Genomic DNA, 26070 nt, shown 5'->3' with positions numbered 1-26070 from the left:
GACATGACACGTTTACTGATGGTGCTGGGGCTCATGCTGGGGCTCGCGATGCCGGTCGCCGCAGCCGAACTGGGCGATGACGGGTTGCACAAGCAGCCCTGGATGCGCGACACGTTCCGAGATCTGCGTGAGGATCTGGCCGAGGCCAATGCCGAGGACAAGCGCCTGGTGCTTTTTTTCGAGCAGCGCGGCTGCATCTACTGCCGCAAGATGCACGAGGAGGTTTTCTCGGACCCCGCGATTTCGGATTACATCGCCGAAAACTACTTCGTGGTGCAGTTGAATCTGCACGGTGATATCGAGGTGACGGATTTCGATGGCGACATGCTGGCCGAAAAGGCGATGGCGCGCAAATGGGGGATTCTCTTCACGCCGACGATCCTGTTCCTGCCCGAGGAGGTGCCCGAGGGCGCGACGGCCTCGGAGGTGGCGGTTGCGACAATGCCGGGTGCCTTCGGCAAGGGCACGTCGATCGACATGTTCACCTGGGTGGCGGAAAAGCGATACCTTCTTGATAATGGAGAAGATTTTCAGCGCTACCATGCCCGTCGCATCCAGGAGCGCGATAACGGAAGCTTCGACTGAAGCGTCCTAAGAATTCAAGTCTGTGAATTTGTTGTTGCGTCGTCACGCCGCTGTGAACTACGGTATACGTCAAGCTGTCACGGTGGAGAGTGACGGGTAGCCACGGGAGGACACATGAAACCACTGATCACCACAGCACTGGCCGTGCTGGCGACAAGCGCGGCGGCTACCGCCGGAGAGGTCGCGCCCAAGGACGTCACGTTCGGGGAATACGGGGCTGTCGAACAGTCCCTGACCGGCAAGCCGGGCGATCCTGAAAATGGCGCCCTTGTCATGAAGACAAAATCCGTCGGCAACTGCATTTCCTGTCACGAGGTTTCCGCGCTGAAGGACGCACCGTTCCACGGAGAGATCGGCCCGATTCTCGACGGTGCCGGTGATCGCTGGAGCGAGGCGCAGCTGCGCGGGCTTCTGGTGAACGCGAAGAAGACTTTCCCGGGCACGATGATGCCGGCCTATTACAAGGTCGACGGATACGTGCGCCCCGGCGACGCCTTTACGGGAAAAGCGGCCGAAGAGCCGTTGCCGCCATTGCTGACCGCGCAGCAGGTCGAGGATGTCGTCGCTTTCCTGTCCACCCAGAAGGAACAGTGACCGGGCTGGAACCAAACGAACAAGGAGACTGACATCATGGAATTCACGAGAAGAGAAACACTGGCCGTCGGGGCCGCTGCCGCCATGGTGGTGACCATTCCGATGCCGGCGATGGCCTCCAAGGCCGATGCCCTGATCGAGGAGTTCACCGGCGGTGCCGATGTGGCGGACGGCGGTGTCGATCTGGACGCCCCCGAGATCGCGGAAAACGGCAATACCGTTCCGATCGAGGTGGGGGCCGAAGGGGCAGAGGCGATCATGGTCCTTGCCGCCGGCAACCCCGAACCTCCGGTCGCAACCTTTCGGTTCGGCCCGTTGGCCGGCGCGCACAGGGCCAAGACACGTATCCGCCTTGCCGGCACGCAGGACGTGATCGCCGTGGCGAAGATGGCCGATGGCAGCTACGCCAAGGCGGCGAAGACCGTGAAGGTCACAATCGGCGGCTGCGGCGGCTAAACGAGAGGAGTTGAACAGATGGCACAAGGTGTACGTCCCCGCGTGAAGGTTCCCCGCAAGGCCGAGGCCGGCGAGATCATCACGATCAAGACCCTGATCAGCCACAAGATGGAATCGGGTCAGCGCAAGGATAGCGACGGGAATGTGATCCCGCGCTCGATCATCCATCGCTTCACATGCGATTTCAACGGCCAGAACGTTGTCGATTTCAAGATGGAGCCGGCAATCTCGACCAATCCGTATTTCGAGTTCGAGGCCACGGTTCCCGAATCCGGTGAATTCAAGTTCACCTGGCATGATGATGACGGGTCCGTCTACGAGACCGCCAAGAAGATCGAGGTCGCCTGAACGCAGGTCAGCCAGCCTCCGCGTCCGTGTCAAGCGGGCGCGGGGTTACGCCAGGGAGGAAAAACTGCATGAAAACCAGAACACTCACAGCCGTGGCCGCGATGCTTCTCGCGCCGGGGTTCGCCATGGCCGATCCCGATGATGACACGCTGGTCGTCAATGGCGAGATCGAGATGGTGACCAAGACCGAAGCGCCCGACCACATGTCCGACACCTATGTCGACACGATCATGTCGGGATGGCATTTCCGCTCGGACGAGACGCAATCGCTCCAGATGGACGATTTCGATAACTCCGGCATGGTGTTCGTCGATATCGGCCGCGACCAGTGGAACACGGCAGAGGGCGGCGAAGGAAAATCCTGCGCCAGTTGTCACGGGACGCCGGAGGAAAGCATGGAGGGCGTGCGCGCCACGTATCCGAAATGGGACGCGGAGGCCGATGAGGTCCAGACGCTCGCGATGCAGGTGAACGATTGCCGCAAGAGCCGAATGGACGCCGAGCCTTATGGCTACACCAGCGGCGAGATGGCCAACATCGAGGCGCTGATCGCAGTCCAGTCGCGCGGCATGCCCGTCAACGTGGCCATCGACGGCCCGGTCAGCGAGACGTGGGAGCGCGGCAAGGAACTCTACTACACCCGCACCGGCCAGCTTGAACTGAGCTGCGCGAACTGCCACGAGGACAATTACGGCAACATGATCCGCGCCGATCACCTCAGCCAGGGGCAGATCAACGGATTTCCCGTCTATCGCCTGAAGAACGCGAAGCTCAACACCGTGCATGCGCGCTTCAAGGGCTGCGTGCGTGACACCCGCGCCGAGACCTACAAGCCAGGCAGCCCCGAGTTCGTGGCGCTGGAGCTCTACGTGGCCAGCCGCGGCAATGGCCTCTCGGTCGAGGGGCCGTCGGTCCGCAACTGAGTTGAAACCCCGCATCGCCGGCGCGATGCGGGGTTTTGTCCACCTGGAAACATTCAAAGTTCCGCATGTTAAGCGGGCGAAGAAAGGCAAAGCATGATATCCCGCCGTGATTTTCTTCAGGTCGGCATGGCCGCATCGGCCCTTCTGGGAGCGAGCGGTTTCGGCAACTGGGCGAGATTGGCCGCGCAGCAAAGCCTGACCCAGGACCGGCTGCTGGAATTCGACACGTTCGGCAATGTGAGCCTGATCCACATCACCGACATCCATGCCCAGATGAAGCCGATCTATTTCCGCGAACCCGAGGTCAATATCGGGGTCGGCTCAAACAAGGGCGCGGTGCCCCATGTCACCGGTGCCGATTTCCGCAAGCTCTATGGCATCGCGGACGGCAGCCCGCTCGACTACGCGCTGACCTATGATGATTTCACCTCCCTGGCCCGCCAATACGGCCGTGTCGGCGGGCTTGACAGGGTCGCCACGGTCATTGACGCGATCCGTGCCGACCGGCCCGATGCGCTGCTGCTGGATGGCGGCGACACCTGGCATGGTTCCTATACCTGTTACCATTCGCAGGGGCAGGACATGGTCAACGTGATGAACGCGCTCGAGCCGGACGCGATGACCTTTCACTGGGAGTTTACCCTCGGCCAGGAACGGGTACGCGAGATCGTGGAGGGGTTGCCTTTCGCGGCGCTCGGCCAGAACATCTTTGACAAGATGTGGGATGAACCCGCGGCAGAGTTCCCGCCCTACGAGTTCTTCGAGCGGGGTGGAACCAAGATCGCGGTGATCGGGCAGGCCTTTCCCTACATGCCGATCGCCAATCCCGGCTGGATGTTCCCCGACTATTCCTTCGGAATCCGCGACGAGCGCATGCAGGAGATGGTCGACGAAGTCCGTGATCAGGGCGCCGAACTGGTCGTGGTGCTCAGCCATAACGGCTTTGACGTGGACAAGAAGATGGCCGGGATCGTTTCGGGCATCGACGTTATCCTTTCGGGTCATACTCATGATGCCCTGCCCGAACCGGTGCAGGTGAACGAAACGTTCATCATCGCCTCCGGTTCAAACGGAAAATTCGTCAGCCGGGTGGATCTGGATGTCCGTGACGGACGGATGCAGGGCCTGCGCCACAAACTGATTCCGATCTTTTCCGACGTGATCGCGCCCGCCCCGGCAATGACCGCCCTGATCGATGAGCAGCGCGCGCCCCATGCCAATGCCCTGGCCGAGGTGATCGGGCAGAGTGACAGCCTGCTTTACCGCCGCGGTAATTTCAACGGTACCTGGGACGATCTGATCTGCGAGGCGCTGATCTCGGAGCGTGATGCGGAAATCTCCATGTCGCCCGGAGTCCGCTGGGGGCCTTCGCTGATACCCGGGCAGGACATCACCCGCGAAGACATCTGGAACGTCACATCGATGACCTACCCGGAAGCCTACCGCACCGAGATGACCGGTGAATTCATCAAGGTGATCCTCGAGGACGTGGCTGACAACATTTTCAACCCCAACCCGTATTACCAGCAAGGGGGCGACATGGTCCGCATCGGTGGCATGGGGTATCGGATCGACATCGGCAAGCCACAGGGTGAGCGGATCTCGGATATGACCCTGCTCAGCACCGGGGAGGCGATAGACCCCGCGCGCAATTACGTGGTCGCGGGATGGGCCAGTGTGAACGAGGGTACCGAAGGGCCGCCGATCTGGGACGTGGTCGAAAGCCATATCCGCAAGGCCGGCACCGTCAGTGTGGCGCCCAACGATACCGTGACGGTCGCGGGCGTCTGAGCGCCTGCCCCGCGCGCCGAAGGAAATCTTTTTGCCGCCGGGCCACATGATCCGGGCGCGGCACTTCAAGAGGAGGCATCGAGAGAAAGATGACGACCAGCTTCAAGGGCACCAAGCCGTCGCGCCGCCAGTTCCTGTCCGGGGCGGCCGCGGCCGGAGCCGGAACCTTTGTCGCAGCGCAGGCCCGCGCCGCCGGCGATCCGGCAATAACCGAACTGCAGCCATGGACCCAGCAGCTTGGGGACGGAGTGGACGTGGCTCCGTACGGAATGCCGTCGGAATACGAATCCCACGTCAAGCGCCGCACCGTCGAGTGGCTCACCGCGGATCCGATCAGTTCGATCAATTTCACCCCGCTGCACGAGCTTGACGGGATCATCACGCCCAATGGCCTGTGTTTCGAGCGTCACCACGGTGGTGCCGCGCATATCGACCCGGCTGAACACCGGCTGATGATCAACGGTTTGGTCGAAACACCTCTGGTGTTCACCATGCAGGATCTGATGCGGTTCCCGCGCGAGAATCATGTCTACTTTCTCGAATGCGCGGCCAATTCGGGGATGGAATGGCGCGGCTCTCAGTTGAACGGCTGTCAGTTCACGCACGGCATGATCCATAACGTGATGTACACCGGCATTCCGCTGCGGCTTCTCCTGCAGGAGGCAGGTGTCAAGACCGAGGGCAAGTGGATCCTGCCCGAGGGGGCCGATGCCGCGGCGATGACGCGCTCGATTCCGATGGAAAAGGCGCTCGACGATTGCCTCGTGGCCTTCAAGATGAATGGCGAGGCGCTGCGGACCGAACAAGGCTATCCGGTGCGCCTGGTCGTGCCCGGCTGGGAAGGCAACATGTGGGTCAAGTGGCTGCGCCGGATCGAGGTCGGCGACAAGCCCTGGCACCATCGCGAGGAGACGTCGAAATACACCGATCTCCTGGCCGACGGCAAGGCACGCCGTTTCACCTGGGAGATGGACGCCAAATCGGTGATAACCAATCCCAGCCCGCAGGCACCGCTGACACATGGAAAGGGCCCCACGGTCCTGACCGGGATGGCATGGTCGGGACGTGGCACGATCCCGCGGGTCGATGTCACCACAGACGGCGGCATCACCTGGCATCAGGCGCGCATCTCCGGACCCAGCCTCGACAAGTCGATGCACCGTTTCTACTACGAGTTCGACTGGGACGGCGGACCGCTGTACCTTCAGAGCCGTGCCCATGACAGCACCGGCTATGTCCAGCCCACCAAGGATCAGCTGCGCGAGTTCCGCGGTGTGAATTCCATCTACCACAACAACGGCATCCAGACCTGGTATGTCAACGAAGAGGGAATCGCCGAAAATGTCGAAATCTCTTAAGCTCTATGCAGGGTCCGCCCTGGGCGCGGCGATTATCCTTACCGGAGCGATGAATTTCGCCGACCGCAACATCACCCAGCTTCCGGAAAATGCGGCGGTCATGGGGGCGGCACCGGAATCTCCCGATACGATGTTCATCGCCGCCGCCACCGCCAGCGGCGCCGAGGCCGAGGGGCCATTCGGGCTGGGCCGCGAGGCGCTGCCCGAGGAAATTGCAGCCTGGGATATCGACATCCGCCCCGACGGCAAGGGATTGCCCGAGGGTCGTGGCAATGTCTGGGATGGCGAGGGGGTGTTTGTCGAGCAATGCGCCGTTTGCCACGGGGATTTCGGTGAGGGCGTGGGCCGCTGGCCCGTCCTGACCGGTGGTTTCGACACGCTGACAGATCAGCGTCCGGTAAAGACCACCGGATCATACTGGCCCTATCTTTCGACCGTCTGGGATTATGTACATCGTGCGATGCCGTTCGGTAACGCACAGTCGCTGACCGATGACGAGGTTTACGCGATCACTGCCTATCTGCTCAACATGAACGGGCTCGTGGACGGGGATTTCGAACTGAGCCACGAGAACTTTTCCGAAGTGACCCTGCCCAACGAGGACGGGTTTTACATGGATGACCGTGAAGAGCTGGAGCTTCCCGAGTTTACCCGCGACCCTTGTATGGAGAACTGCAAGGAGAGTGTCGAGATCACGATGCGCGCGGCAGTCCTTGACGTGACGCCGGACGAAGCCGTGCAGACCATGGAAGAGTCCGGCGAGGACCATGGCACCGACATGGCCGCAGCCGATGACGGTGCGGCCACCGAAGCCGAAGCGGACACCGCCGAGGACGCCGAGACGCCTGCGCTTGACATGGCGCTTGTGGACGAGGGGGAAAAGGTGTTCCGAAAGTGCAAGGCCTGCCATCAGGTCGGTGATGGCGCCAGCCATCGTGTGGGGCCTCAGCTCAATGGCGTCATGGGTCGTGAACTCGGTGCGGCGGAGGATTTCCGCTATTCTTCCACGATGGAGGAAATGGGCGAGGAGGGCATCGTCTGGACTGAAGAGACGATGGCCGAATTCCTCGCCAAACCAAGAAGTTATGTGAAAGGCACCAAGATGTCTTTCCCCGGTTTGCGCAGCGACGAGGAGATCGCGGCGGTGACAGAGTACCTGAAATCCTTCTCGCAATAGCGGGCAGGTACCGGGGGCGGCGTCCTGCCGGCCCCGGTATGTATCGCACGGGGAGGCGCGATACGTGAAGGCAAGGTGAACTGGGAGGGTGCGCCATGCTTGGCAGGAGTACGATATCAGCGTCTCTGGTGGCGCTGTTCGCCGCTGGTCCGGGGGCCGCGGATGAAATCGGCGATGCCGATCGTGGCGCCGAGATATTCGAGATGTGCGCGGGTTGTCACGAGGTCGGCAAGGGTGCCGAGAACGGCATCGGGCCACATCTGAACGGCATCTTCGGGCGCCGGGCGGGTGCTGTCGCCGGCGATTATTATTACTCGGAAGGTCTTGAGCGCATGGGGGCCGACGGGCTGGTCTGGCACCTCGACACCCTCGACGCCTATATCGAGAACCCCAAGGCCCTGGTCAGTGATACCCGGATGAGCTTCGGCGGAATCGAGGATCCGGAAGAACGGGCGGATCTCCTCGCGTATCTGCGCCGTTTTTCAGACGATCCGGCCAACATCCCCGAGGCGGACCCGACGGCACGCAAGCCGGAAGTTGAACTGCCTCCGGAGATCCTCGCCATTGTCGGGGATCCGGCCTACGGAGAATATCTTTCGAGTGAATGCACCACCTGCCACCAGCGCGACGGTAATGCCGAGGGCATTCCTTCGATCACGAACTGGCCGGAGGAGGATTTCGTGGTGGCCATGCATGCCTACAAGCGCAAGCTTCGTCCCCACCCGGTCATGCAGATGATGTCGGCGCGGCTGACCGACGATGAGATCGCGGCCCTGGCCGCATATTTCGCCGGGCTGGATTGAACCGGCCCCAATGTGCCGGACATTCCCGGCACGATCAGAGGGAGGAAGAAAAAAATGACACTCAACAGACGTGCATTCATTCACCGGGGCGCGGCCGCGGCAGCCACTACGCTGGCGGCACCGCGGGTCATGGCGCAAGGCAAGCCCAGGGTCGTTGTGGTGGGCGGCGGTGCCGGCGGTGCAACCGCGGCCCGTTACATCGCCAAGGACAGCAAGGGCGAGATCGACGTCACGCTCGTGGAGCCGACGCGCAAATATTACACCTGTTTCTTCTCCAACCTGTATATCGGCGGGTTCCGCGAAATGTCCTCCATCGGGCACGGCTACGGCACTCTGGCCGCCGAATACGGGATCAATGTCGTTCATGACTGGGCGACCGGTATCGACCGTGATGCAAGGACCGTGTCGCTGGCGGGTGGTGGCGTGATGCCCTACGACCGGTTGATCCTCAGCCCCGGCATCGACTTTGTCGAAGGCTCCGTGCCCGGCTGGGATCTTGCCGCGCAGAATGCGATGCCTCACGCCTACAAGGCCGGCAGCCAGACCGAACTGCTGAAACGTCAGATCGAGGCGATGCCCGAAGGTGGGCTTTTCGCGATGGTGGCACCGCCAAATCCATATCGCTGCCCGCCCGGCCCATACGAGCGTGTCAGCATGGTTGCCCATGTCCTCAAGGAGATCAACCCGACCGCCAAGATACTGGTTGCCGACCCCAAGCCCAAATTCTCGAAGATGGCGCTTTTCCAGGAGGGCTGGCGCAATCACTACGCCGGCATGATCGAATGGCTGGGCCCGGATTTCGGGGGTGGCAATGTCTCGGTCGATCCCGCAGCCATGACTGTGGATATCGACGGGGTGGTCGAGAACGTGGATGCCTGCAACGTGATCCCCGCCCAGAAAGCCGGGCGCATTTGCGAAATGGCCGGGCTGACCGACGGCAACTGGGCACCTGTGGTGCCGCAAACGATGCAGAGCCGCAAGGACGAGAACATACACATCCTCGGGGACGCCACCAGCCAGGGCGACATGCCCAAATCGGGTTTCTCGGCCAATTCGCAAGCCAAGGTCGCTGCGATGGCCGTTCGGGGCGCTCTCACGGGGTCCAAGGTGTTTCCGCCACGCTTCTCGAATACCTGCTGGTCACTCATCGACGAAGGGGATGGCGTCAAGGTGGGCGCCTCCTACGAGGCCACCGACGAGAAGATCGCCAAGGTTGACGGTTTCATCAGCCAGACCGGCGAGGATGCCGCCCTGCGGCAGGCCACCTACGAGGAATCGGTCGGCTGGTATGCCGGCATAACCGAGGACATGTTCGGTTGATCGCGAAGGGCCCGGCCATCAGGGCCGGGTCCGGCGCTTCGGCCATCTCACAAGGAAAGGAACGACCATGAAAAGAGGATTCACCGCCGCCATCGCCGCCGCAGCGCTTCTTCTCGGGGCGCCGGTATCGGCGCAGGACGGTGTGACAACCTATGATTTCGAGGGAAGTTTCGACGATGCCATCTTCTCGGTCGAGAGCGCGATCGTCGGACAGGGCCTGGTGATTGACTATGTCAGCCATGTTGGTGACATGCTCAACCGCACCCGCGAGGATGTGGGCAGCGATGTGACCATCTTCGACGCTGCCGACATTTTCATCTTCTGCTCTGCGGTCACGTCCCGAAGCGTGATGGAGACCGATCCGATGAACATCGCTCATTGTCCCTACGGCATTTTCGTGACTGATCGCGAGGGCGAGGTTTCCGTGGGCTATCGCAACATGCCGGAAGGCCCGATGCAGGAGGTGCAGGCCCTTCTTGACGACATCGCCCGCGAGGCGGTCGGACAGTAACCGGGCACCGGGCCGCCGGCGCGTCCTGTCGATTTCGTGCCCCGCCCTGTGCGGGGCACGCGCTTTTTCCGGCTGCCGCCGATTTTGCCACATGCCCTTGCAGCCCCCGGGCTGCAGGACTAAGACTCCGTTAGCATCTGACCGATAATGATCGGCCCCACTTCAGCAGGCAGGCAGAAATGACGGATCCCTTCGAGACATACATGAATACCCTTGTGCCGATGGTGGTCGAGCAGACCAGCCGCGGCGAGCGCGCCTACGATATTTTCTCAAGGCTGCTGAAGGAGCGGATCATTTTCGTCAACGGCCCGGTCCATGACGGGATGTCGAGCCTGATCGTGGCGCAGCTGCTGCATCTTGAGGCGGAAAATCCGTCCAAGGAAATCAGCATGTACATCAACAGCCCGGGCGGCGTGGTGACGAGCGGGCTGTCGATCTACGACACGATGCAGTATATCCGTCCCGGCGTGTCGACACTTGTGATCGGGCAGGCGGCCTCGATGGGGTCGCTTCTCCTGACGGCCGGAGAGCCGGGGATGCGATTCTCCCTGCCGCACAGCCGGATCATGGTTCACCAGCCGTCGGGCGGGTATCAGGGACAGGCAACGGATATCATGATCCACGCGGAAGAGACGCTAAAGCTGAAAAAGCGGCTCAACGAAATATATGTCAAGCACACTGGCCAGACCCTCAAAAAGGTAGAGGACGCCCTTGAACGGGACAATTTCATGTCCCCCGAGGAGGCAAAGGACTGGGGGCTCATCGACGAGATCGTGGAGAACCGTGCCAAGGCCGAGGACACCTGAACGCCTCGCCGGCACGGGCCTGCCGGGCCGGGAAATTTGCGATTGTGGAGCATTCGCACCTGTCCTAAGCTGGCCCGACGAACGGATGAAGCACGCGCCCTCGTGGCCGTGAACATGCAGCGCAGAGACCGAAAGGTACGTCATGTCGAATAACTCTGGCGGCGATAGCAAGAACACCCTCTATTGCAGCTTCTGCGGGAAAAGCCAGCACGAGGTCCGAAAACTGATCGCCGGGCCGACCGTTTTCATCTGCGACGAATGCGTCGAACTCTGCATGGACATCATTCGCGAGGAAACCAAGAATGCCGGTCTGAAATCGAGCGAGGGCGTTCCCACCCCGCTGGAAATATGCCAGGTGCTGGACGATTACGTGATCGGTCAGGCCGTGGCCAAGCGGGTTCTCTCGGTCGCGGTTCACAACCACTACAAACGACTCAACCAGGCCGGGAAATCCGGCGATATTGAGTTGCAGAAGTCCAACATCCTCCTGATCGGGCCTACCGGCTGCGGCAAGACGCTCCTGGCCCAGACGCTGGCGCGCATTCTGGATGTACCTTTCACAATGGCCGATGCCACGACCCTGACCGAGGCGGGGTATGTGGGAGAAGACGTTGAAAACATCATTCTCAAGCTGCTTCAGGCCAGTGAGTACAATGTTGAGCGCGCACAGCGCGGCATCGTCTACATCGACGAGGTCGACAAGATCACCCGCAAATCCGAGAATCCCTCGATCACCCGCGACGTTTCCGGCGAAGGGGTGCAACAGGCCCTGTTGAAGCTGATGGAGGGGACCGTCGCCGCGGTGCCTCCACAGGGTGGGCGCAAGCATCCGCAGCAGGAATTCCTGCAGGTCGACACAACCAACATCCTGTTCATCTGCGGGGGCGCTTTTGCCGGACTCGACCGTATCATCGCGCAGCGCGGCAAAGGCAGCGCGATGGGGTTCGGTGCCGATGTGCGCAACGAGGAGGATCGCGGCATCGGCGAGATTCTCAGCGATCTGGAGCCGGAGGATCTGTTGAAATTCGGCCTGATCCCGGAATTCGTCGGTCGGCTTCCGGTCGTGGCCACGCTTGAGGATCTGGACGACGATGCGCTTGTAACTATTCTGACGCAGCCCAAGAATGCCCTTGTGAAACAGTATCAGCGCCTTTTTGAACTCGAGGAGGCTCAGCTGACCTTCACGGACGACGCGCTCAAGGCGATTGCCAAGCGCGCCATTGCGCGCAAGACCGGGGCGCGCGGCCTGCGCTCGATCCTCGAGGATATCCTGCTGGATACAATGTTCGACCTGCCCGGCATGGACAATGTCGAGGAGGTCGTTGTCAACGAGGAGGCCGTGACCTCTGAGGCCGCGCCGCTCATGATCTATGCCGATGCGAAGAAAGAAGGTGCGAGCGCCGGCTGAGTCTCGTGCCCGCATCAGCCGGAACCAATTGGAAGGGCGCCATCGGCGCCCTTTTTTTCAAGAGGCCGAAATGGAGCGGATTTTTTCGGGAGGCCCGTTTGAGAAGAAGGTCGGCTACGCAAGAGCGGTGGTGGCGGGCGGTTTCGTGCATGTCGCCGGTACGGTTGGCGAAGGCGAGAGTGCGCCATTGCAGTGCCGTGCAGCCCTTGAGAAGATAAGAGCTGCCCTGGCCGAGGCCGGCGCGACCTTGGCCGACGTGGTGCGGGTGACGTACTACCTTCCGGACCGCGCCGACTTTCCGGCTTGCTGGCCCGAACTGCGCGCGGCATTTGGCGACGCTCCACCGGCCGCGACGATGATAGAATGCGGACTCATCGAAGCCAAGTACCGGATCGAGATCGAGGTGACGGCCCTGGCCCCACGCAAATGACCGCCACGCGTCCTGCCGGGTCTGCGCGGGCTGGACCTTTGCGCGCTTATGCGCCATACGGGAGAGAAGGACAGGCGGAGGTTCCGATGGGCATTCTCAACACCCTGCTGCGCGCGGTCACATGGTGGCACGGCCAGACTTTGAACACCCAGATTCACACCTGGCGCAAGGGTGTGCGCGTGGGCGAGGACGATCAGGGCAACGTGTTTTTCCGTGACCGCGAGGACAAGCGCCGCTGGGTGATCTATAATGGCGAAGCCGAGGCAAGCCGCGTCAGCCCGGATTGGCACGGCTGGCTGCATCACACCTATGATGAACCGCCGACCGACAAGCCGTTGCCGCACAAGGCATGGGAGAAACCGCATGAGGAGAACCTCACCGGTACCGCCCTGGCCTATGCGCCCGCGGGCTCGATCCGCCGCACCGAACCCACGCCGCGCCGCGATTATGAGGCGTGGTCGCCGGAATAGGGGCCTGGAATGTCGGAAAGCAAGACAGAGATTGTCGTTGGCGGCATGGTTGTTGCCGTGGCGGCAGGATTTCTTGTGTATGCGGCACAGGCGACGGGGACCGTCGGTGCCGATCCGGGGTATGAACTCAATGCCAGCTTCAGAAGCGCAAATGGCGTCGATATCGGCACGGATGTGCGCATGGCCGGGGTCAAGGTGGGGCGTGTAACCGATCTTGAACTTGATCCGCAAACCTACCGCGCCCACACCGTCTTCACGGTGACGGAGGGTATTCAGGTTCCCGAAGACAGCGCGGTTTCGATCGCCTCCGAAGGTCTTTTGGGCGGCAATTTTGTCGAACTGTTGCCAGGCGGGTCGCCGTTCTACCTGGAACCCGGCGCGGAAATCGAATTCACCCAAGGATCGGTCAGCCTGATTTCGCTGCTGGCCAAGTTCGTTGCCGGAGACGGTGAAGAGGCCGGGGAATGAAGGCGCATGCCCAGGTTGCGCTTCTGTTGGGCATGGTGGCCACGTCGGGAACCGCGCAAGAGGTCGATCTCGGCACCGGAGCGGTGCTTCGTGGCCTCGAAAAGGTCAGTGGCGACGTCGAAAACATCACGTTGAAGAATGGCGGTACTGCCGAATTCGGGCACCTTCGGATCGCGCTCGGGGAATGCCGTTACCCGTCCGGAGATCCGGCGGCGGATGCCTTCGCGTTTCTCACCATCACCCCCCGGGATGCAGAGCGGCCCGTGTTTGCGGGCTGGATGATCGCGTCTTCCCCGGCGCTTAACGCGCTCGAGCATCCCCGTTACGATGTCTGGGTGTTGCGATGCCAGACCGCGGCGCCATCCGAACAGACCGAGTAGCGCCGCATATCGGCCTCGACCCGGAGCGCCTGCGCCAAACGCCCGCGATAGTCGGCACGATCCACCTCGATGGCGCCAAGAGAGGCCAGGTGCGGGGTGATGAACTGCGTGTCGAACAGCACGAAACCGCAGCGGCGCAGATGATCGACCAAGTGCGCGAGGGCCAGTTTCGAGGCGTCGGTGTGGTGTGAAAACATGCTTTCGCCGAAGAAGGCGCCGCCAAGGCACAGACCGTACACACCGCCCGTCAGGGTGCCGTCCTGCCATATCTCCAGTGAATGCGCGTGGCCCGTTTCGTGCAGCGCGATGCACAGGCGTCGGATTTCGGCGTTGATCCAGGTTTCTTCCCTGTCCGCGCAGGCATCCATGACACCGATGAAATCGTGATTCAGCGTAACCTCGTAGCCGCCGCGGCGCATGCGGCGCGCCAGTGACCGCGAGATATGGAATCCGTCCAGAGGGATTATTCCGCGGCGCATCGGGTCGACCCAGAATATCGCGGGGTCGTCACGGGTTTCCGACATTGGAAAAATGCCGGCCGCATAGGCCTGCAGCAACAGTTCGGGTGTCACAGTGCGGTCGGCGGGATCCGTCATCTCGACTGCACCCCGCTCAGGCCTGAAGGTTGGTCTCCAGCCAGTGTTCCAGCCAGTGAATATTGTAATTCCCTGTCTGGATCGCCTCTTCCTGCAGAAGCGCGTGGAAAAGCGGCACCGTCGTGTCGATACCATCCACGATCAGCTCTCCCAGGGCCCTGTTGAGCCGGGTCAGCGCCCCGCGCCGGTCCTGACCATGCACGATCAGCTTGGCAATCAGGCTGTCGTAATAGGGTGGTATCGAGTACCCGTCATAAAGCGCCGAATCCATGCGGACGCCGAGGCCGCCAGGGGCATGGAACTGCGTGATCCGCCCCGGCCTCGGGGCGAAATCCGGCAGTTTCTCGGCCGTTATCCGCACCTCGATTGCGTGGCCGATGATCTTCAGGTCGTCCTGCGTGAATGACATCGGCAATCCTTCGGCCACGCGGATCTGCTCCTGCACCAGGTCGACACCGAATATCGCCTCGGTCACCGGATGTTCGACCTGCAGACGGGTATTCATCTCGATGAAGAAAAACTCGCCATTCTCGTAAAGAAACTCGATCGTGCCGGCACCGGCATAGTCGATCTTGGCCACCGCATCGGCGCAAACCTTGCCGATCCTCGCCCGCTCCTCTTCGGTAATGCAGGGGCCCGGAGCCTCTTCGAACACCTTTTGGTGACGCCGTTGAAGTGAGCAGTCCCGCTCGCCCAGATGCACGGCCCGGCCCTTGCCGTCGCCAAACACCTGGATCTCGATATGGCGGGGGGTGGACAGGTATTTCTCGATATAGACATCCGGGTTTCCGAAGGCGGCCTTGCCTTCGGACCGCGCGGTCATGTAGGCGCTTTCCATTTCCGAGGCATTGCGCGCAACCTTCATCCCGCGTCCGCCACCGCCCGCGGTGGCCTTGATGATGACCGGATACCCGATTTCCTCGCCCAGTTTTTTCGCCTCGTCCAGGCTGGCCACGCCGCCCTCGCTACCCGGAACACAGGGTACACCAAGGGCTTTCATGGTGTCCTTGGCGGTGATCTTGTCGCCCATGACGCGGATATGTTCGGCTGTGGGGCCGATGAAGGTCAGGTCATGATCCTCCACTATCTGCACGAAATTGGCGTTCTCGCTCAGAAAACCGTAACCGGGGTGAATCGCCTGCGCGCCCGTCACTTCGCACGCCGCGATGATCGACGGGATGGACAGGTAACTCTCGGTCGAGGGCGGCGGCCCGATGCAGACCGATTCATCGGCCATGCGCACATGCATCGCATCTGCGTCAGCGGTGGAGTGCACCGCGACGGTCTGGATTCCCATTTCCCGCGCGGCACGAATGACTCGCAGGGCGATTTCGCCTCGGTTCGCTACCAGTATCTTGTCGAACATGCGCGCGCCTTACTCGATGATCATCAAGGGCGCGCCGAACTCGACGGCCGCACCGTCCTCGACGAGGATACGCTTGACCGTTCCCGGACGCGGCGCCGGGATGTGGTTCATGGTTTTCATCGCTTCCACGATAAGCAGTGTGTCCCCTTCCGACACCTGATCGCCGATTCCCACGAAGCTGGGGGCACCCGGTTCGGCCTGCATGTAAATGGTGCCTACCATAGGCGACAGCACCGCGCCGGGATGGCTGGCCGGGTCTTCGGCCGGCGAGTCCGCGGCGGCCGAGGCGGCGGGCGCTGGCACCGGTGATTGCGCAGGGGCGGGCGCCGCGGCCGGTGCGGGGGCCGGCATCATCGAGGGTGCAGGCTCCTGACGGCGACTGACGCGGACATTCAGGCTGTCATCGGCGCCATAATCGCGCTTGACCTGAAGCTCGGTAAGGTCGTTGTCGTTCAGCAGCTCCGCCAGCGCCTTGATGAAAGATACGTCGTCATCGTGGGATTTGTTCGTCATCAGGTTCCTCGACCGATTGTGGCGGCTCCGTCATTCCTTGGCCCGCGCACGCGTTTTCGCTGCTTATATGCCATGCTGCACGGGGAGAAAAGAAGCCTTTTCACGGATAGATGGGGCCTGTGCGTCACGATTGCGAGGGCCGGGGCGCGGAAACCCTGCCGTACGTCAAAGAGTCAATCCAGAAGGGGCATGCCGGAAAGCTTGGCCACAAGTTCCGCCAGCTTGCGCGCCTCGAACTTCTCCAGCAGCCGCGCCCGGTAAACCTCGACCGTGCGGTAGCTCAGCCCCAGTTCCAGGCCGATCTCCTTCGAGGTCAGGCCGCGGCAGGTCAGGATCGCCACCTCACGCTCGCGCTGCGTGAGCGCCACCAGCGGGCGTTCCTGTGACAAGTCCGCAAAGGACCACACACCGCGCCTGAATGGGTCTTCCGGTGTCAGGGACTGGCCCCGTACCCGGCACCAGAAAAGCGCCCCGTCATGGCGTTTCATGACCCGTTCGTCGGCGTAGCGCCCTGTGCGCCGCATGACGGCGAGCGCGTCCGAGCCGATCCGGCGGTAATCCTCGATCGAGGGGTAGAACCGCGCCAACGGCACCCCGGCATAGTCCCCCGGTTCCCCGCCGAAGATCGCGGCGAATTGCCGGTTGCAGACGCGGATGATCCGGTGTTCGAGCACGGCCAGCCCGACCGGCGCGTGATCGAAGGCGAGCGTTCCGATATCCATGCCCCGTTATGACGCGCCCTCTGCGCCGGTCCAAGCAAATTGCGCCGGGATTCGGGCTCGCGGTGCATCCGGGGCTGACCTCGTCTTGCCGATCGCCGGCGAGAATGGGCACGAAACCTGCGAGATTTGTCCCCGGTTCGGCCATGCATGTTCAGGGTGTGCGATCGGGTGCCCACGGACGGGCCATTTGAAACCACTCAGGCTTGTCGCGCTGCCGGCGGCCTTGGTGCCCGCGCAGTTGTTCACCGGTGCGCTGCTTCCCGAACGCGCCAGAATGACGGCGCAGGACATGTTGGAGGCGAAGTGCACCGGAGTAAAATCCTATAATATTTTGCTTCCAAAGGAAAAAGTCCTGAGAGGGTCACGCGCCCATCCCCACCTTGGGGCGGGTATCCCTCTCCGGTGCAAGGTACTTTCATGGAATCGCGGGTCGGAGGGTTTTCGCATCAAGGGAGCGTCGTCGTGTTGCCCAAGGTGGGCCAAGTGACTGAACTCGGAAAGCCGACGGTTCCGGGGGTGCCTCGTCCGCGAACATCCATGTCGACGGTCTCCACCCAAGGCACCTGCGCGGCATTGGCCAATGATCCGGCAACAGCCGCAACTGCCGAGACCAAGGGTCAAGGAGCGCCGTTGGTAAACCATACCTTGTTTCTGTGGGGCAAAACCTCTAGATGCCTGCCCAGCGGTCGCAGCCTACCCGCTCAAAACAAGGACTCAGTTATGGATACCATCGTCATCTGCTCCGGCGGGCTTGATTCGGTGTCGCTGGCCCACAAGGTCGCGGCTGAACAGCGCCTGCAGGCGATGCTTTCATTCGATTACGGACAGCGGCATCGCAAGGAACTTGATTTCGCCGCCGATTGCGCGCGCAGGCTTGGCGTGACTCACGAGATCGTTGATATCAGCGGCGTTGGAAAGGCGCTGAGCGGCTCGGCCCTGACCGATGACCGGGAGGTGCCCGACGGCCATTACGAAGAGGAAAGCATGAAGGTCACCGTGGTGCCCAACCGCAATGCGATCATGTTGGCCATCGCTTTCGGCATCGCCGCGGCGCGGGAGGCCGAGGCCGTCGGCGCGGCCGTGCATGGTGGCGATCACTTCATTTATCCCGATTGCCGCCCCGCTTTCATCGACGCCTTCCAGACGATGCAGGACAGGGCGCTGGAAGGGTTGACCCAACCGCGGTTGTATACGCCCTATGTGGATGTTTCCAAAGCTGATATCGTCACGGACGGGGCGCGGAACGGAGTGCCGTTCGCGCGGACCTGGTCGTGCTACAAGGGCGGGGCCATCCATTGCGGGCGTTGTGGCACCTGCGTCGAACGGCGCGAAGCGTTCGACCTTGCCGGCCTGCCCGATCCCACCGAGTATGCGGATCCCGATTTTTGGCGCGGTGTCACGGGAAAGGCGGATGCGTGATGTTCACGATCACCAAGGAATTTCATTTTTCGGCCTCGCATCAGCTTCATGGCCTGCCGCCCGAGCACCAATGCGCGCGTTTGCACGGGCACAATTACATCGTGGTTCTGGAGTTGCGCGGTGACGCGCTGAACGAGCACGGTTTTGTTCGCGATTACCTCGACCTCGCCGCGTTCAAAAGTCATATTGATGACGAGCTGGATCACCGGCATCTGAATGATGTGCTGGGCGACGACATGGTGACAGCCGAACGTCTGGCAAAGTATTTCTTCGACTGGGCGCGCGTCCGATGGCCCGAGGTGTCGGCGGTTCGGGTCAGCGAAACGCCGAAGACATGGGCGGAATATCGCCCGTGACCAGCGAAGGAACGATCCGTGTCGCCGAAGTGTTCGGCCCGACGATTCAGGGTGAAGGCGCGTTGATCGGGGTGCCGACGGTTTTCGTGCGCACCGGGGGATGCGATTTCCGTTGCAGTTGGTGCGACAGCCTGCACGCTGTCGACAGCTCCTACCGCGACACGTGGGCAGCGATGTCGGCGTCCGAGGTGATGACCAGGATCGAGGCTCTTTCCGGCGCACGGCCCCTGATGGTATCGCTTTCCGGGGGAAACCCGGCGATCCAGCCGCTGGGGCGTCTGATCGGGATGGGCCGCGCGCGTGGTTACCGCTTCGCTCTGGAAACCCAGGGGACAGTCGCGCGGGACTGGTTTGCCAATCTCGACATGCTGGTGCTCAGCCCGAAGCCGCCGTCAAGCGGGATGGACACCGACTGGGCGTTGCTCAGAGGTTGCGTGGATGCGGCACAAGGGGCGCAAACAGTTCTCAAGATCGTGGTGTTCGACGAGGCAGACTACGCCTATGCGCGGGACGTTGCTGCCCGCTATCCGCAATTGCCGGTCTACCTTCAGCCCGGCAACCACACGCCACCGCCCCCGGAGGACGATGCCGCGACGGTGGATCAGGACGGTGTGGATGCGCGCATGCGATGGCTGGTCGAGCGTGTTACCGGCGATCGGTGGTTCGAGGCCCGCGTGCTGCCGCAGCTTCACGTCATGCTGTGGGGCAACAAGCGTGGGGTATGAACGGAGGAAAACATGAGTGAAGAAAATATTTACAGTAACCTCAAGCAGTTGGGTGGAGAGTTGCGGCTTCCGCAAAGCCCCGATGAGGCCGAGCTGGAACGCGTTCCGAACCCGCAGGCGGACGTGGCCTACAATGTCCGGTTCATCGCGCCCGAGTTCACTTCGCTATGCCCGATGACCGGGCAGCCCGATTTCGCCCATCTGGTCATTGATTACGTGCCGGGCGACTGGCTGGTCGAGTCCAAGTCGCTGAAGCTGTTTCTTGGCGCCTTCCGCAATCATGGCGCCTTTCACGAGGACTGCACCATTACAATCGCCCGCCGGCTGGCGGATTTTCTGGAACCTGCATGGCTGCGGATTGGAGGTTACTGGTATCCGCGTGGCGGTATCCCGATCGACGTCTTTTACCAGACCGGTCCGATGCCCGAAGGCGTCTGGATTCCCGATCAGGGTGTACCACCCTATCGCGGCCGCGGCTGACAGGCGCGCATCCCCGCCTTGCCCGCGGCGTAACCATTCCGGGTAATATCCATGTCCGCGACTTCAAGAAAAAAGGCCGACCGGAAAGGTCGGCCTTGTTCTCCCGTGACAGGACTGATGTGGCCAGTCGCGATCAGCCGTGATTCATGCGGTTCTCGATCAATTCGTCCACAACGCCCGGATCGGCGAGTGTCGAGGTGTCGCCCAGGCTTCCGTAGTCGTTCTCGGCGATCTTTCGCAGAATACGGCGCATGATCTTGCCCGAGCGCGTCTTGGGCAGGCCGGGCGCCCACTGGATCAGGTCGGGTTTGGCGATCGGCCCGATCTCGGTGCGGACCCATTTTTCCAGCTCCTTGCGAAGCTCCTCGGAAGGGTCGACACCGTTCATCAACGTCACGTAGGCATAGATGCCCTGGCCCTTGATGTCGTGCGGGTAGCCAACCACGGCGGCCTCGGCCACCTTGCCATGGGCGACAAGCGCGCTTTCGACTTCCGCCGTGCCCATCCGGTGCCCCGAGACATTGATCACATCATCGACGCGCCCGGTGATCCAGTAATAGCCGTCCGCATCCCGGCGACAGCCGTCACCGGAAAAATAGTAGCCCTTGTATTGCTGGAAATAGGTCGATTCGAAACGTGCATGATCGCCCCAGACAGTGCGCATCTGGCCCGGCCAGCTGTCCTTGAGCACCAGCACGCCCTCGGCCTCCGTGGTCTCGATTTCCTTTCCGCTCTCGGTTTCGAGAACGGCAGGCTGGACGCCGAAGAACGGGTTGGTGGCGGAGCCGGGCTTGGTCGCGGTTGCCCCCGGGAGCGGCGTGAGGAGATGCCCGCCGGTTTCCGTCTGCCACCAGGTATCGACGATGGGCGCGCGCCCCTTGCCGACAACATCGTTGTACCAGTTCCAGGCTTCGGGGTTGATCGGTTCGCCGACGGTGCCAAGCACCTTGATGTCGCTCAGGTCGTATCTGGTCACGTATTCATCACCCTGCCCCATCAGCGCACGGATGGCCGTGGGCGCTGTATAGAACTGGTTGACCTTGTGCTTTTCGCAAACCGCCCAGAAACGTCCCGCATCCGGGTATGTCGGCACGCCCTCGAACATCAGCGTGGTGGCGCCGTTGGCGAGCGGCCCGTAGACGATGTAGCTATGCCCGGTTACCCAGCCGACATCCGCAGTGCACCAGAAGACGTCACCGTCATGGTAATCGAAGGTCAGCTTGTGGGTCATCGCCGCGTAGACAAGGTAGCCGCCGGACGTGTGGACAACGCCCTTGGGCTGCCCGGTTGACCCTGAGGTATAGAGAATGAACAGTGGATCCTCGGCGCCCATCTCCTCGGGATCGCATTCCGCGGACGCCTCGGCGGCGAGCGCATTGTAGTCGTGATCGTTCCCGGTCCAAGTGGTCTGTCCACCCGTATGCTTGACCACCAGGCATTTGCACTCGTGATCGACATGAAGAAGGGCCTGATCGGTGTTGCTCTTGAGCGCTGTCTTGCGGCCCCCGCGCGGCGCCTCGTCAGCGGTGATGACCACCTTGGCGTCGCACCCGTTTATCCGTGCCCCCAAGGCATCGGGTGAAAACCCGGCGAAGACGATCGAATGGATGGCCCCGATACGTGCACAGGCCAGCATGGCATAGGCGGCCTCGGGGATCATCGGCAGATACAGCACCACGCGGTCCCCCTTGTCGACGCCCATCCCCTTGAGGACATTGGCCATGCGACAGGTATTCTCGTGAAGCTGTCTGTAGGTGATGTGCATGGCCGGGTCGGAGGGGTCGTCCGGCTCCCAGATAATGGCCGTCTGATCGGCGCGGTCCTTCAGGTGGCGGTCGATACAATTGGCCGCGACATTCAGGGTTCCGTCCTCGAACCACTTGATCGACACGTTGCCGAAGTCGAAATTCACGTCCTTGACCCGCGAGTAGGGCTTGATCCAGTCGATGCGCTTGCCCTCCTCGGCCCAGAAGGCTTCGGGATCGTTGATCGACGCGGCGTACATCTTCTTGTACGTGGCCGCATCGACATGTGCGTTGGCGGCGAATTCATCGGATGGCGGATAGGTTTTGTCGGACATTTCTGGCCTCTGTTCGTGTTTGTGCGGTCGCAGGGTAGGAGCCTGACCTTGATCACGCAACTGCGGGTCCGGTCAGGCCATGCGGTTCAGATCGCGAGGTATTCGGCGCGCAGCTCCTCGTTCTCGAGCACCTCGTCTGCGGTACCGTCGAAGACGATGCCGCCCGTATCGAGGATGACCGAGCGGTCTGCCAGTTCGAGCGCGCGAACGGCATTCTGTTCCACGATGACGGTGGTAATTCCCTGTTCCTTGATCACTCGAAGGGTCTTCTCGATCTCGTCCACGATGACAGGCGCAAGCCCCTCGTAGGGTTCATCAAGCAGCAGGACCTTGATGTCCCGCGCAAGCGCCCTGGCCACGGCCAGCATTTGCTGCTCTCCGCCCGAAAGCGTGACGCCTTCCTGCTTGCGGCGTTCCGCGAGACGCGGGAAGAGTTCATAGATGCGTTCCAGTGACCAGCCCATCGGGGGGGCGATCTGTGCGAGTTGCAGGTTTTCCTCGACGGTCAGCCCGGGGATGATGCAACGGTCTTCGGGCACCAACCCGATACCGGCGACCGAAGCCTGATGGCTTTTCATCCTGTGAAGCGGCTTGTGGTCGAGCCAGATCTCACCGTGCATCACTTGCGGATTGTCCATGCGCGCGATGGCGCGCAACGTGGTCGTCTTGCCTGCGCCATTGCGGCCCAGAAGTGCGAGGATCTCGCCTTCGTGGACGTTGAAACTGATACCCTGCACAATGTAACTCTCGCCGTAATAGGCCTGCAGTTCCCAGACCGACAGGAAGGCCGGGGCTGTTTCGGCAACGTTCTTGCCCTTCGAGAAGTCCGGTTTGACGTTCATTTTTCTCTCTCCCGTCCCGTACATTTGCCGGGACCTCTTTTAGTGGCGCCGGTTTCCGGGGGCTTGCCCGATGAACCGGCGGAACCGTGTCAGGCACTTTCGCCGAGGTAAGCCTCGCGAACCTTCGGATGACCCTTGATCTTGTCGGGCGTATCCTCGACCAGCGGTGTGCCCTGCGCCAGAACCGTGATCCGGTTGGCAAGGCTGAACACGACATGCATGTCGTGCTCGATGATCGCGATGGTAATATCGCGATCGTCGCTGATCTGCTTCAGAAGGTCGATTGTATTGTTGGTATCGGCGCGCGCCATTCCCGCGGTCGGCTCGTCCAGCAGCAGAAGGCGCGGGTTCTGGGCAAGGCACATCCCGATCTCGAGCCGGCGCTTGTTGCCGCGCGACATCGATGCCGAATGGTTGTGCCGCTGGTCGGCCATGTTCAGGCTTTCCAGCATCTGTTCGGCCTGTTCAATGATCCCGGATTCCCTTTCCGTGCTTTCGATGGCATGCATCCGGAACGCGCCGTCACGCTTGGCGAAGATCGGGATCATCATGTTTTCCAGAACCGTGAGATCCCCGAATATTTCCGGCGTCTGGAAGACGCGAGAGATACCCATCTGGTTGATCTCGTAGGGTTTGCGCCCCAGAACGCTCTGACCATCGAACATCACGCTGCCGGTATCGGGGATGAGTTTGCCGATCAGGCAGTTGAGGAGCGTGGACTTGCCAGCCCCGTTGGGGCCGATGATTGCATGAACGCTTCCTTCCTCGACGCTGAGGTTGACGTCACCCAGGGCCTGCAGACCGCCGAAGCGCTTGTTGACGTTCTTGACTTCGAGAATACCCATCGGTGCTTCTCCTTATTCCGCAGGGGTGGATTGGGTGGACTTGTCGGAGTCGCTCTCCTTGGCCTTCTTGCCGCGGAAGAGACGCGCGATGCGTTGTCCCCCTTCAACCAGACCGCCGGGCAGGAAGATGACCACGCCCATGAAGATCAGGCCCAGTGTCAGGTGCCAGCCCTTCCCGATGAAGGGATATACGATCGTGATGATGAAATCCTCAAGCCCGTCGGGCAGGAACGCGAACCACTGGTGCAGGATGTCCTTGTTGATCTTGGAAAGGATGTTCTCCATGTACTTGATCAGGCCCGCACCCAGTACAGGGCCGATCAACGTGCCGGCGCCGCCAAGGATGGTCATGAGCACCACCTCGCCGGACGCGGTCCAGAACATCCGCTCGGCGCCCGCCTGCGTGTCCATCGCGACCAGAAGCCCTCCGGCAAGACCGGCATACATGCCCGAGATCACGAAGGCCGCCAGCGTGTAGGGCTTCGCGTTGAGACCAGTGTAGTACATGCGCGTCTGGTTCGACTTCACTGCGCGAAGCATGGTGCCGAAAGGTGAACGGAAGATCCGGATCGCCACGTAGAAGCTTGCCAGCATGGCGATCGCCGCGATGTAGTACCCCACGTTGAAGGTGAAGAGCCACCCTCCGACAATGAGATCGTAGCTGGAGTTCATCTCCAAGCCGAAGATATTCGCCCGCGCCGTTTCACCCTGCGGCAGCGTGCCGTCGAGAATTCGCGGATCGGTGACCTTGGGCTGCAGGCCGGTTTCTCCGCCGGTGATAGGTGTCAGCACCGAGTAGGCCAGCGAATAGGACATCTGCGCGAAGGCCAGCGTCAGGATGGCGAAGTAGATGCCGGATCGGCGCAGTGAGATCCACCCGACGATCAGGCTGAAGAGACCGGCGAAAAGGACCGACAGCATTATGGCCGGGATCACGTTCATGGTCAGCAGTTTCATCATCCAGATTGCGGCGTAGGACCCCACCCCGAGGAAGGCGGCATGTCCGAAGCTGAGGTAGCCGGTCAGACCGAACAGGATGTTGAACCCGATGGCGAAGATGCCGAAGATCACGAAGCGTTGCATCAGGTCCGGATACCCGGCGTTGAATTGCGCCATCGCGCTGTCTTCGGGGAAGGGGTTCAGGATGAATGGCGCAAGGATGGCCAGGACAGCCACGATCAGCAGCAGTTTGAGGTCTTTCTTGTTCAGTCCGAGCATGGTTTATTCCTCCATGACGCCTTTGCGGCCCATCAGCCCCCGCGGACGGGTGAGCAGGATGATGATCGCCACAAGGTATATAATGATCTGGTTGATGCCCGGCAGGACCTCCAGCACCGCGCCCATCGACGCGAAGCTTTCGAGAATGCCCAGCAGGAAGCCCGCCGCGACCGCACCGGGCAGCGAGCCCATGCCTCCGACGACGACAACCACGAAGCTGAGAACCAGGAAATCCATGCCCATGTGATAATTGGGCGAGTTGATCGGCGCATACATGACACCGGCAAGCCCCGCCACCGCTGCGGCGAGTCCGAACATCAGGGTGAAGCGTTTGTCGATGTCGATGCCCAGCAGTCCGACGGTTTCACGGTCCGCCATGCCGGCGCGGACGACCATGCCGAAGGTGGTGAACTGGAGGAAGGCAAAGACCGCTCCGATGATCACCGCGGCGAAGGCGAAGTAGACCAGCCGCCAGTAGGGATAGATGATGACATTGGGATCGAAGCCGAGGGCGGCGCCGAAATCGAACGATCCACGGAAGGCATCCGGAGCCGGCGTCGGGATCGGATTGGCGCCATAGAAATACTTGATGATCTCCTGCAGGACGATGGCAAGGCCAAAGGTCACGAGGATCTGGTCGGCATGGGGGCGGCTGTAGAAGTGCTTGATCAGGCCGCGTTCCATGATCAGGCCGATCAGCATCATGACCGGAATGGCAAAGAGAATCGAAAGCGGGACCGCCCAGTCGATGATTGTCGCGCCTGCCGCTTCCCCGAACCAGTCGTAGACATGCGGGACATCCACTTTCAGCGGGTTGCCGAGGAAATCGGTCTTGGTCTCGTCGATGACCGTGCGGGACGCGGTGAGGATGCGGCTGAGGGTGACCGCACAGAAGGCGCCGATCATGAAAAGGGCGCCGTGCGCGAAGTTCACAACGCCCAGTGTGCCGAAGATCAGGGTCAGCCCGAGAGCGATCAGCGCATAGGCCGAGCCCTTGTCCAGGCCATTGAGAATTTGCAGGATGATTGCTTCCATCGGTCTGCCTCTACGGAGTTTTGGGAAGGCGCCGCGACGGCGCGA

General features: G+C 61.6%; 30 protein-coding genes. 21 read left to right on the top strand and 9 right to left on the bottom strand.

Translation table 11 applies throughout. The annotated features are described in order from the left end of the window. Window positions 1-3 precede the first annotated feature (3 nt). The 17 genes from DQW77_RS07655 to DQW77_RS07575 all read left to right on the top strand — a co-directional run bounded on the left by DQW77_RS07655 (window position 4) and on the right by DQW77_RS07575 (window position 13828). Complete coding sequence (locus tag DQW77_RS07655) at window positions 4-585, top strand: thioredoxin family protein (RefSeq protein ID WP_181711214.1); 582 nt, start codon at window positions 4-6, stop codon at window positions 583-585. Between the two features lie 114 nt (window positions 586-699). After that, the gene (gene soxX, locus DQW77_RS07650; protein WP_113257619.1) at window positions 700-1179 is read left to right on the top strand and encodes a sulfur oxidation c-type cytochrome SoxX; all 480 of its coding nucleotides are present in this window, start codon (window positions 700-702) and stop codon (window positions 1177-1179) included. A gap of 36 nt (window positions 1180-1215) precedes the next feature. Continuing rightward, window positions 1216-1635, top strand: coding sequence for a thiosulfate oxidation carrier protein SoxY (soxY, locus tag DQW77_RS07645; RefSeq protein ID WP_113257618.1), 420 nt, complete (start codon window positions 1216-1218; stop codon window positions 1633-1635). 18 nt (window positions 1636-1653) lie between these two features. Then, entirely contained in the window at window positions 1654-1983 is a 330-nt protein-coding gene (gene soxZ, locus DQW77_RS07640) for a thiosulfate oxidation carrier complex protein SoxZ (RefSeq protein ID WP_113257617.1), read from the top strand. A 68-nt stretch (window positions 1984-2051) separates the two neighbouring features. Beyond that, complete coding sequence (gene soxA, locus DQW77_RS07635; RefSeq protein WP_113257616.1) at window positions 2052-2906, top strand: sulfur oxidation c-type cytochrome SoxA; 855 nt, start codon at window positions 2052-2054, stop codon at window positions 2904-2906. A 93-nt stretch (window positions 2907-2999) separates the two neighbouring features. Continuing rightward, window positions 3000-4697 carry a thiosulfohydrolase SoxB gene (gene soxB, locus DQW77_RS07630; protein ID WP_113257615.1) on the top strand — a complete coding sequence of 566 codons (1698 nt, stop codon included), beginning with the start codon at window positions 3000-3002 and terminating at the stop codon, window positions 4695-4697. Between the two features lie 89 nt (window positions 4698-4786). Further along, complete coding sequence (gene soxC, locus DQW77_RS07625; protein ID WP_113257614.1) at window positions 4787-6055, top strand: sulfite dehydrogenase; 1269 nt, start codon at window positions 4787-4789, stop codon at window positions 6053-6055. Next, on the top strand, window positions 6039-7232 hold the full coding sequence (locus DQW77_RS07620) for a c-type cytochrome (protein ID WP_113257613.1): 1194 nt from the start codon (window positions 6039-6041) through the stop codon (window positions 7230-7232). The genes soxC and DQW77_RS07620 overlap by 17 nt, the downstream gene beginning before the upstream one ends. Before the next feature lie 95 nt (window positions 7233-7327). Beyond that, window positions 7328-8035: a c-type cytochrome gene (locus DQW77_RS07615; protein ID WP_113257612.1), complete on the top strand. Its 708-nt coding sequence runs from the start codon at window positions 7328-7330 to the stop codon at window positions 8033-8035. 54 nt (window positions 8036-8089) lie between these two features. Next, window positions 8090-9355, top strand: a complete 1266-nt coding sequence (locus DQW77_RS07610; RefSeq protein WP_113257611.1) for an NAD(P)/FAD-dependent oxidoreductase — start codon at window positions 8090-8092, stop codon at window positions 9353-9355. A gap of 67 nt (window positions 9356-9422) precedes the next feature. Beyond that, a complete protein-coding gene (locus DQW77_RS07605) occupies window positions 9423-9866 on the top strand; it encodes a DUF302 domain-containing protein (protein WP_113257610.1) in 444 nt (147 codons plus the stop codon). Between the two features lie 179 nt (window positions 9867-10045). Further along, on the top strand, window positions 10046-10672 hold the full coding sequence (locus DQW77_RS07600) for an ATP-dependent Clp protease proteolytic subunit (protein ID WP_113257609.1): 627 nt from the start codon (window positions 10046-10048) through the stop codon (window positions 10670-10672). A gap of 142 nt (window positions 10673-10814) precedes the next feature. Continuing rightward, window positions 10815-12080, top strand: coding sequence for an ATP-dependent Clp protease ATP-binding subunit ClpX (gene clpX / locus DQW77_RS07595; RefSeq protein WP_113257608.1), 1266 nt, complete (start codon window positions 10815-10817; stop codon window positions 12078-12080). 70 nt (window positions 12081-12150) lie between these two features. Further along, entirely contained in the window at window positions 12151-12510 is a 360-nt protein-coding gene (locus DQW77_RS07590; protein WP_113257607.1) for a RidA family protein, read from the top strand. Window positions 12511-12596: 86 nt separating this feature from the next. Beyond that, window positions 12597-12980: an NADH:ubiquinone oxidoreductase subunit NDUFA12 gene (locus tag DQW77_RS07585; RefSeq protein ID WP_113257606.1), complete on the top strand. Its 384-nt coding sequence runs from the start codon at window positions 12597-12599 to the stop codon at window positions 12978-12980. Between the two features lie 9 nt (window positions 12981-12989). Next, on the top strand, window positions 12990-13448 hold the full coding sequence (mlaD, locus tag DQW77_RS07580; protein WP_113257605.1) for an outer membrane lipid asymmetry maintenance protein MlaD: 459 nt from the start codon (window positions 12990-12992) through the stop codon (window positions 13446-13448). Further along, the gene (locus DQW77_RS07575; RefSeq protein WP_113257604.1) at window positions 13445-13828 is read left to right on the top strand and encodes a DUF2155 domain-containing protein; all 384 of its coding nucleotides are present in this window, start codon (window positions 13445-13447) and stop codon (window positions 13826-13828) included. Before mlaD ends, DQW77_RS07575 begins: the two co-directional genes overlap by 4 nt. On the opposite strand, the gene aat is transcribed toward DQW77_RS07575, so the two are convergent. From aat to DQW77_RS07555, 4 genes are all read right to left on the bottom strand, one after another. Further along, window positions 13771-14424 (bottom strand): leucyl/phenylalanyl-tRNA--protein transferase, encoded by a 654-nt coding sequence (gene aat / locus DQW77_RS07570; RefSeq protein ID WP_113257603.1) that lies wholly within the window; start codon window positions 14422-14424, stop codon window positions 13771-13773. The genes DQW77_RS07575 and aat overlap by 58 nt on opposite strands. 16 nt (window positions 14425-14440) lie before the next feature. Continuing rightward, a complete protein-coding gene (accC, locus tag DQW77_RS07565) occupies window positions 14441-15790 on the bottom strand; it encodes an acetyl-CoA carboxylase biotin carboxylase subunit (RefSeq protein WP_113257602.1) in 1350 nt (449 codons plus the stop codon). A 9-nt stretch (window positions 15791-15799) separates the two neighbouring features. Further along, a complete protein-coding gene (gene accB, locus DQW77_RS07560; RefSeq protein WP_113257601.1) occupies window positions 15800-16303 on the bottom strand; it encodes an acetyl-CoA carboxylase biotin carboxyl carrier protein in 504 nt (167 codons plus the stop codon). A gap of 173 nt (window positions 16304-16476) precedes the next feature. Then, window positions 16477-17025, bottom strand: a complete 549-nt coding sequence (locus DQW77_RS07555) for a PAS and helix-turn-helix domain-containing protein (RefSeq protein WP_181711213.1) — start codon at window positions 17023-17025, stop codon at window positions 16477-16479. Window positions 17026-17745: 720 nt separating this feature from the next. Between DQW77_RS07555 and queC the strand changes: the two genes are divergently transcribed. Genes queC through queF form a run of 4 tightly spaced genes read left to right on the top strand, consistent with a single transcriptional unit; the run spans window position 17746 to window position 20005 of the window. After that, entirely contained in the window at window positions 17746-18444 is a 699-nt protein-coding gene (gene queC / locus DQW77_RS07550; protein ID WP_113257600.1) for a 7-cyano-7-deazaguanine synthase QueC, read from the top strand. Then, window positions 18444-18800, top strand: coding sequence for a 6-carboxytetrahydropterin synthase QueD (gene queD, locus DQW77_RS07545; protein WP_113257599.1), 357 nt, complete (start codon window positions 18444-18446; stop codon window positions 18798-18800). The genes queC and queD overlap by 1 nt, the downstream gene beginning before the upstream one ends. Then, a complete protein-coding gene (gene queE, locus DQW77_RS07540; protein ID WP_113257598.1) occupies window positions 18779-19525 on the top strand; it encodes a 7-carboxy-7-deazaguanine synthase QueE in 747 nt (248 codons plus the stop codon). The genes queD and queE overlap by 22 nt, the downstream gene beginning before the upstream one ends. 12 nt (window positions 19526-19537) lie before the next feature. Then, a complete protein-coding gene (gene queF, locus DQW77_RS07535; protein ID WP_113257597.1) occupies window positions 19538-20005 on the top strand; it encodes a preQ(1) synthase in 468 nt (155 codons plus the stop codon). A 133-nt stretch (window positions 20006-20138) separates the two neighbouring features. Here queF and acs read toward each other — a convergent pair whose 3' ends face one another. The 5 genes from acs to DQW77_RS07510 form a co-directional block, all read right to left on the bottom strand. After that, complete coding sequence (acs, locus tag DQW77_RS07530) at window positions 20139-22085, bottom strand: acetate--CoA ligase (protein WP_113257596.1); 1947 nt, start codon at window positions 22083-22085, stop codon at window positions 20139-20141. Between the two features lie 86 nt (window positions 22086-22171). Next, a complete protein-coding gene (locus tag DQW77_RS07525; protein ID WP_113257595.1) occupies window positions 22172-22927 on the bottom strand; it encodes an ABC transporter ATP-binding protein in 756 nt (251 codons plus the stop codon). A gap of 89 nt (window positions 22928-23016) precedes the next feature. After that, window positions 23017-23772, bottom strand: coding sequence for an ABC transporter ATP-binding protein (locus tag DQW77_RS07520; RefSeq protein WP_113257594.1), 756 nt, complete (start codon window positions 23770-23772; stop codon window positions 23017-23019). A gap of 12 nt (window positions 23773-23784) precedes the next feature. Next, window positions 23785-24990: a branched-chain amino acid ABC transporter permease gene (locus DQW77_RS07515; protein WP_113257593.1), complete on the bottom strand. Its 1206-nt coding sequence runs from the start codon at window positions 24988-24990 to the stop codon at window positions 23785-23787. A gap of 3 nt (window positions 24991-24993) precedes the next feature. After that, window positions 24994-26025, bottom strand: a complete 1032-nt coding sequence (locus DQW77_RS07510; protein ID WP_113257592.1) for a branched-chain amino acid ABC transporter permease — start codon at window positions 26023-26025, stop codon at window positions 24994-24996. Window positions 26026-26070 lie beyond the last annotated feature (45 nt).

The sequence above is a fragment of the Roseovarius sp. TE539 genome (genome assembly GCF_003298505.1).
GTDB lineage: Bacteria > Pseudomonadota > Alphaproteobacteria > Rhodobacterales > Rhodobacteraceae > Roseovarius.
Note: the sequence above shows the minus strand (reverse complement) of the source record. Positions and strands in the feature narration are given on the sequence as shown.

Coding starts and splice junctions, on each gene's coding strand:
- DQW77_RS07655 (WP_181711214.1), top strand. CDS start 4: ATGACACGTTTACTGATGGTGCTGGGGCTCATGCTGGGGCTCGCGATG.
- soxX (WP_113257619.1), top strand. CDS start 700: ATGAAACCACTGATCACCACAGCACTGGCCGTGCTGGCGACAAGCGCG.
- soxY (WP_113257618.1), top strand. CDS start 1,216: ATGGAATTCACGAGAAGAGAAACACTGGCCGTCGGGGCCGCTGCCGCC.
- soxZ (WP_113257617.1), top strand. CDS start 1,654: ATGGCACAAGGTGTACGTCCCCGCGTGAAGGTTCCCCGCAAGGCCGAG.
- soxA (WP_113257616.1), top strand. CDS start 2,052: ATGAAAACCAGAACACTCACAGCCGTGGCCGCGATGCTTCTCGCGCCG.
- soxB (WP_113257615.1), top strand. CDS start 3,000: ATGATATCCCGCCGTGATTTTCTTCAGGTCGGCATGGCCGCATCGGCC.
- soxC (WP_113257614.1), top strand. CDS start 4,787: ATGACGACCAGCTTCAAGGGCACCAAGCCGTCGCGCCGCCAGTTCCTG.
- DQW77_RS07620 (WP_113257613.1), top strand. CDS start 6,039: ATGTCGAAATCTCTTAAGCTCTATGCAGGGTCCGCCCTGGGCGCGGCG.
- DQW77_RS07615 (WP_113257612.1), top strand. CDS start 7,328: ATGCTTGGCAGGAGTACGATATCAGCGTCTCTGGTGGCGCTGTTCGCC.
- DQW77_RS07610 (WP_113257611.1), top strand. CDS start 8,090: ATGACACTCAACAGACGTGCATTCATTCACCGGGGCGCGGCCGCGGCA.
- DQW77_RS07605 (WP_113257610.1), top strand. CDS start 9,423: ATGAAAAGAGGATTCACCGCCGCCATCGCCGCCGCAGCGCTTCTTCTC.
- DQW77_RS07600 (WP_113257609.1), top strand. CDS start 10,046: ATGACGGATCCCTTCGAGACATACATGAATACCCTTGTGCCGATGGTG.
- clpX (WP_113257608.1), top strand. CDS start 10,815: ATGTCGAATAACTCTGGCGGCGATAGCAAGAACACCCTCTATTGCAGC.
- DQW77_RS07590 (WP_113257607.1), top strand. CDS start 12,151: ATGGAGCGGATTTTTTCGGGAGGCCCGTTTGAGAAGAAGGTCGGCTAC.
- DQW77_RS07585 (WP_113257606.1), top strand. CDS start 12,597: ATGGGCATTCTCAACACCCTGCTGCGCGCGGTCACATGGTGGCACGGC.
- mlaD (WP_113257605.1), top strand. CDS start 12,990: ATGTCGGAAAGCAAGACAGAGATTGTCGTTGGCGGCATGGTTGTTGCC.
- DQW77_RS07575 (WP_113257604.1), top strand. CDS start 13,445: ATGAAGGCGCATGCCCAGGTTGCGCTTCTGTTGGGCATGGTGGCCACG.
- aat (WP_113257603.1), bottom strand. CDS start 14,424: ATGACGGATCCCGCCGACCGCACTGTGACACCCGAACTGTTGCTGCAG.
- accC (WP_113257602.1), bottom strand. CDS start 15,790: ATGTTCGACAAGATACTGGTAGCGAACCGAGGCGAAATCGCCCTGCGA.
- accB (WP_113257601.1), bottom strand. CDS start 16,303: ATGACGAACAAATCCCACGATGACGACGTATCTTTCATCAAGGCGCTG.
- DQW77_RS07555 (WP_181711213.1), bottom strand. CDS start 17,025: ATGGATATCGGAACGCTCGCCTTCGATCACGCGCCGGTCGGGCTGGCC.
- queC (WP_113257600.1), top strand. CDS start 17,746: ATGGATACCATCGTCATCTGCTCCGGCGGGCTTGATTCGGTGTCGCTG.
- queD (WP_113257599.1), top strand. CDS start 18,444: ATGTTCACGATCACCAAGGAATTTCATTTTTCGGCCTCGCATCAGCTT.
- queE (WP_113257598.1), top strand. CDS start 18,779: ATGGGCGGAATATCGCCCGTGACCAGCGAAGGAACGATCCGTGTCGCC.
- queF (WP_113257597.1), top strand. CDS start 19,538: ATGAGTGAAGAAAATATTTACAGTAACCTCAAGCAGTTGGGTGGAGAG.
- acs (WP_113257596.1), bottom strand. CDS start 22,085: ATGTCCGACAAAACCTATCCGCCATCCGATGAATTCGCCGCCAACGCA.
- DQW77_RS07525 (WP_113257595.1), bottom strand. CDS start 22,927: ATGAACGTCAAACCGGACTTCTCGAAGGGCAAGAACGTTGCCGAAACA.
- DQW77_RS07520 (WP_113257594.1), bottom strand. CDS start 23,772: ATGGGTATTCTCGAAGTCAAGAACGTCAACAAGCGCTTCGGCGGTCTG.
- DQW77_RS07515 (WP_113257593.1), bottom strand. CDS start 24,990: ATGCTCGGACTGAACAAGAAAGACCTCAAACTGCTGCTGATCGTGGCT.
- DQW77_RS07510 (WP_113257592.1), bottom strand. CDS start 26,025: ATGGAAGCAATCATCCTGCAAATTCTCAATGGCCTGGACAAGGGCTCG.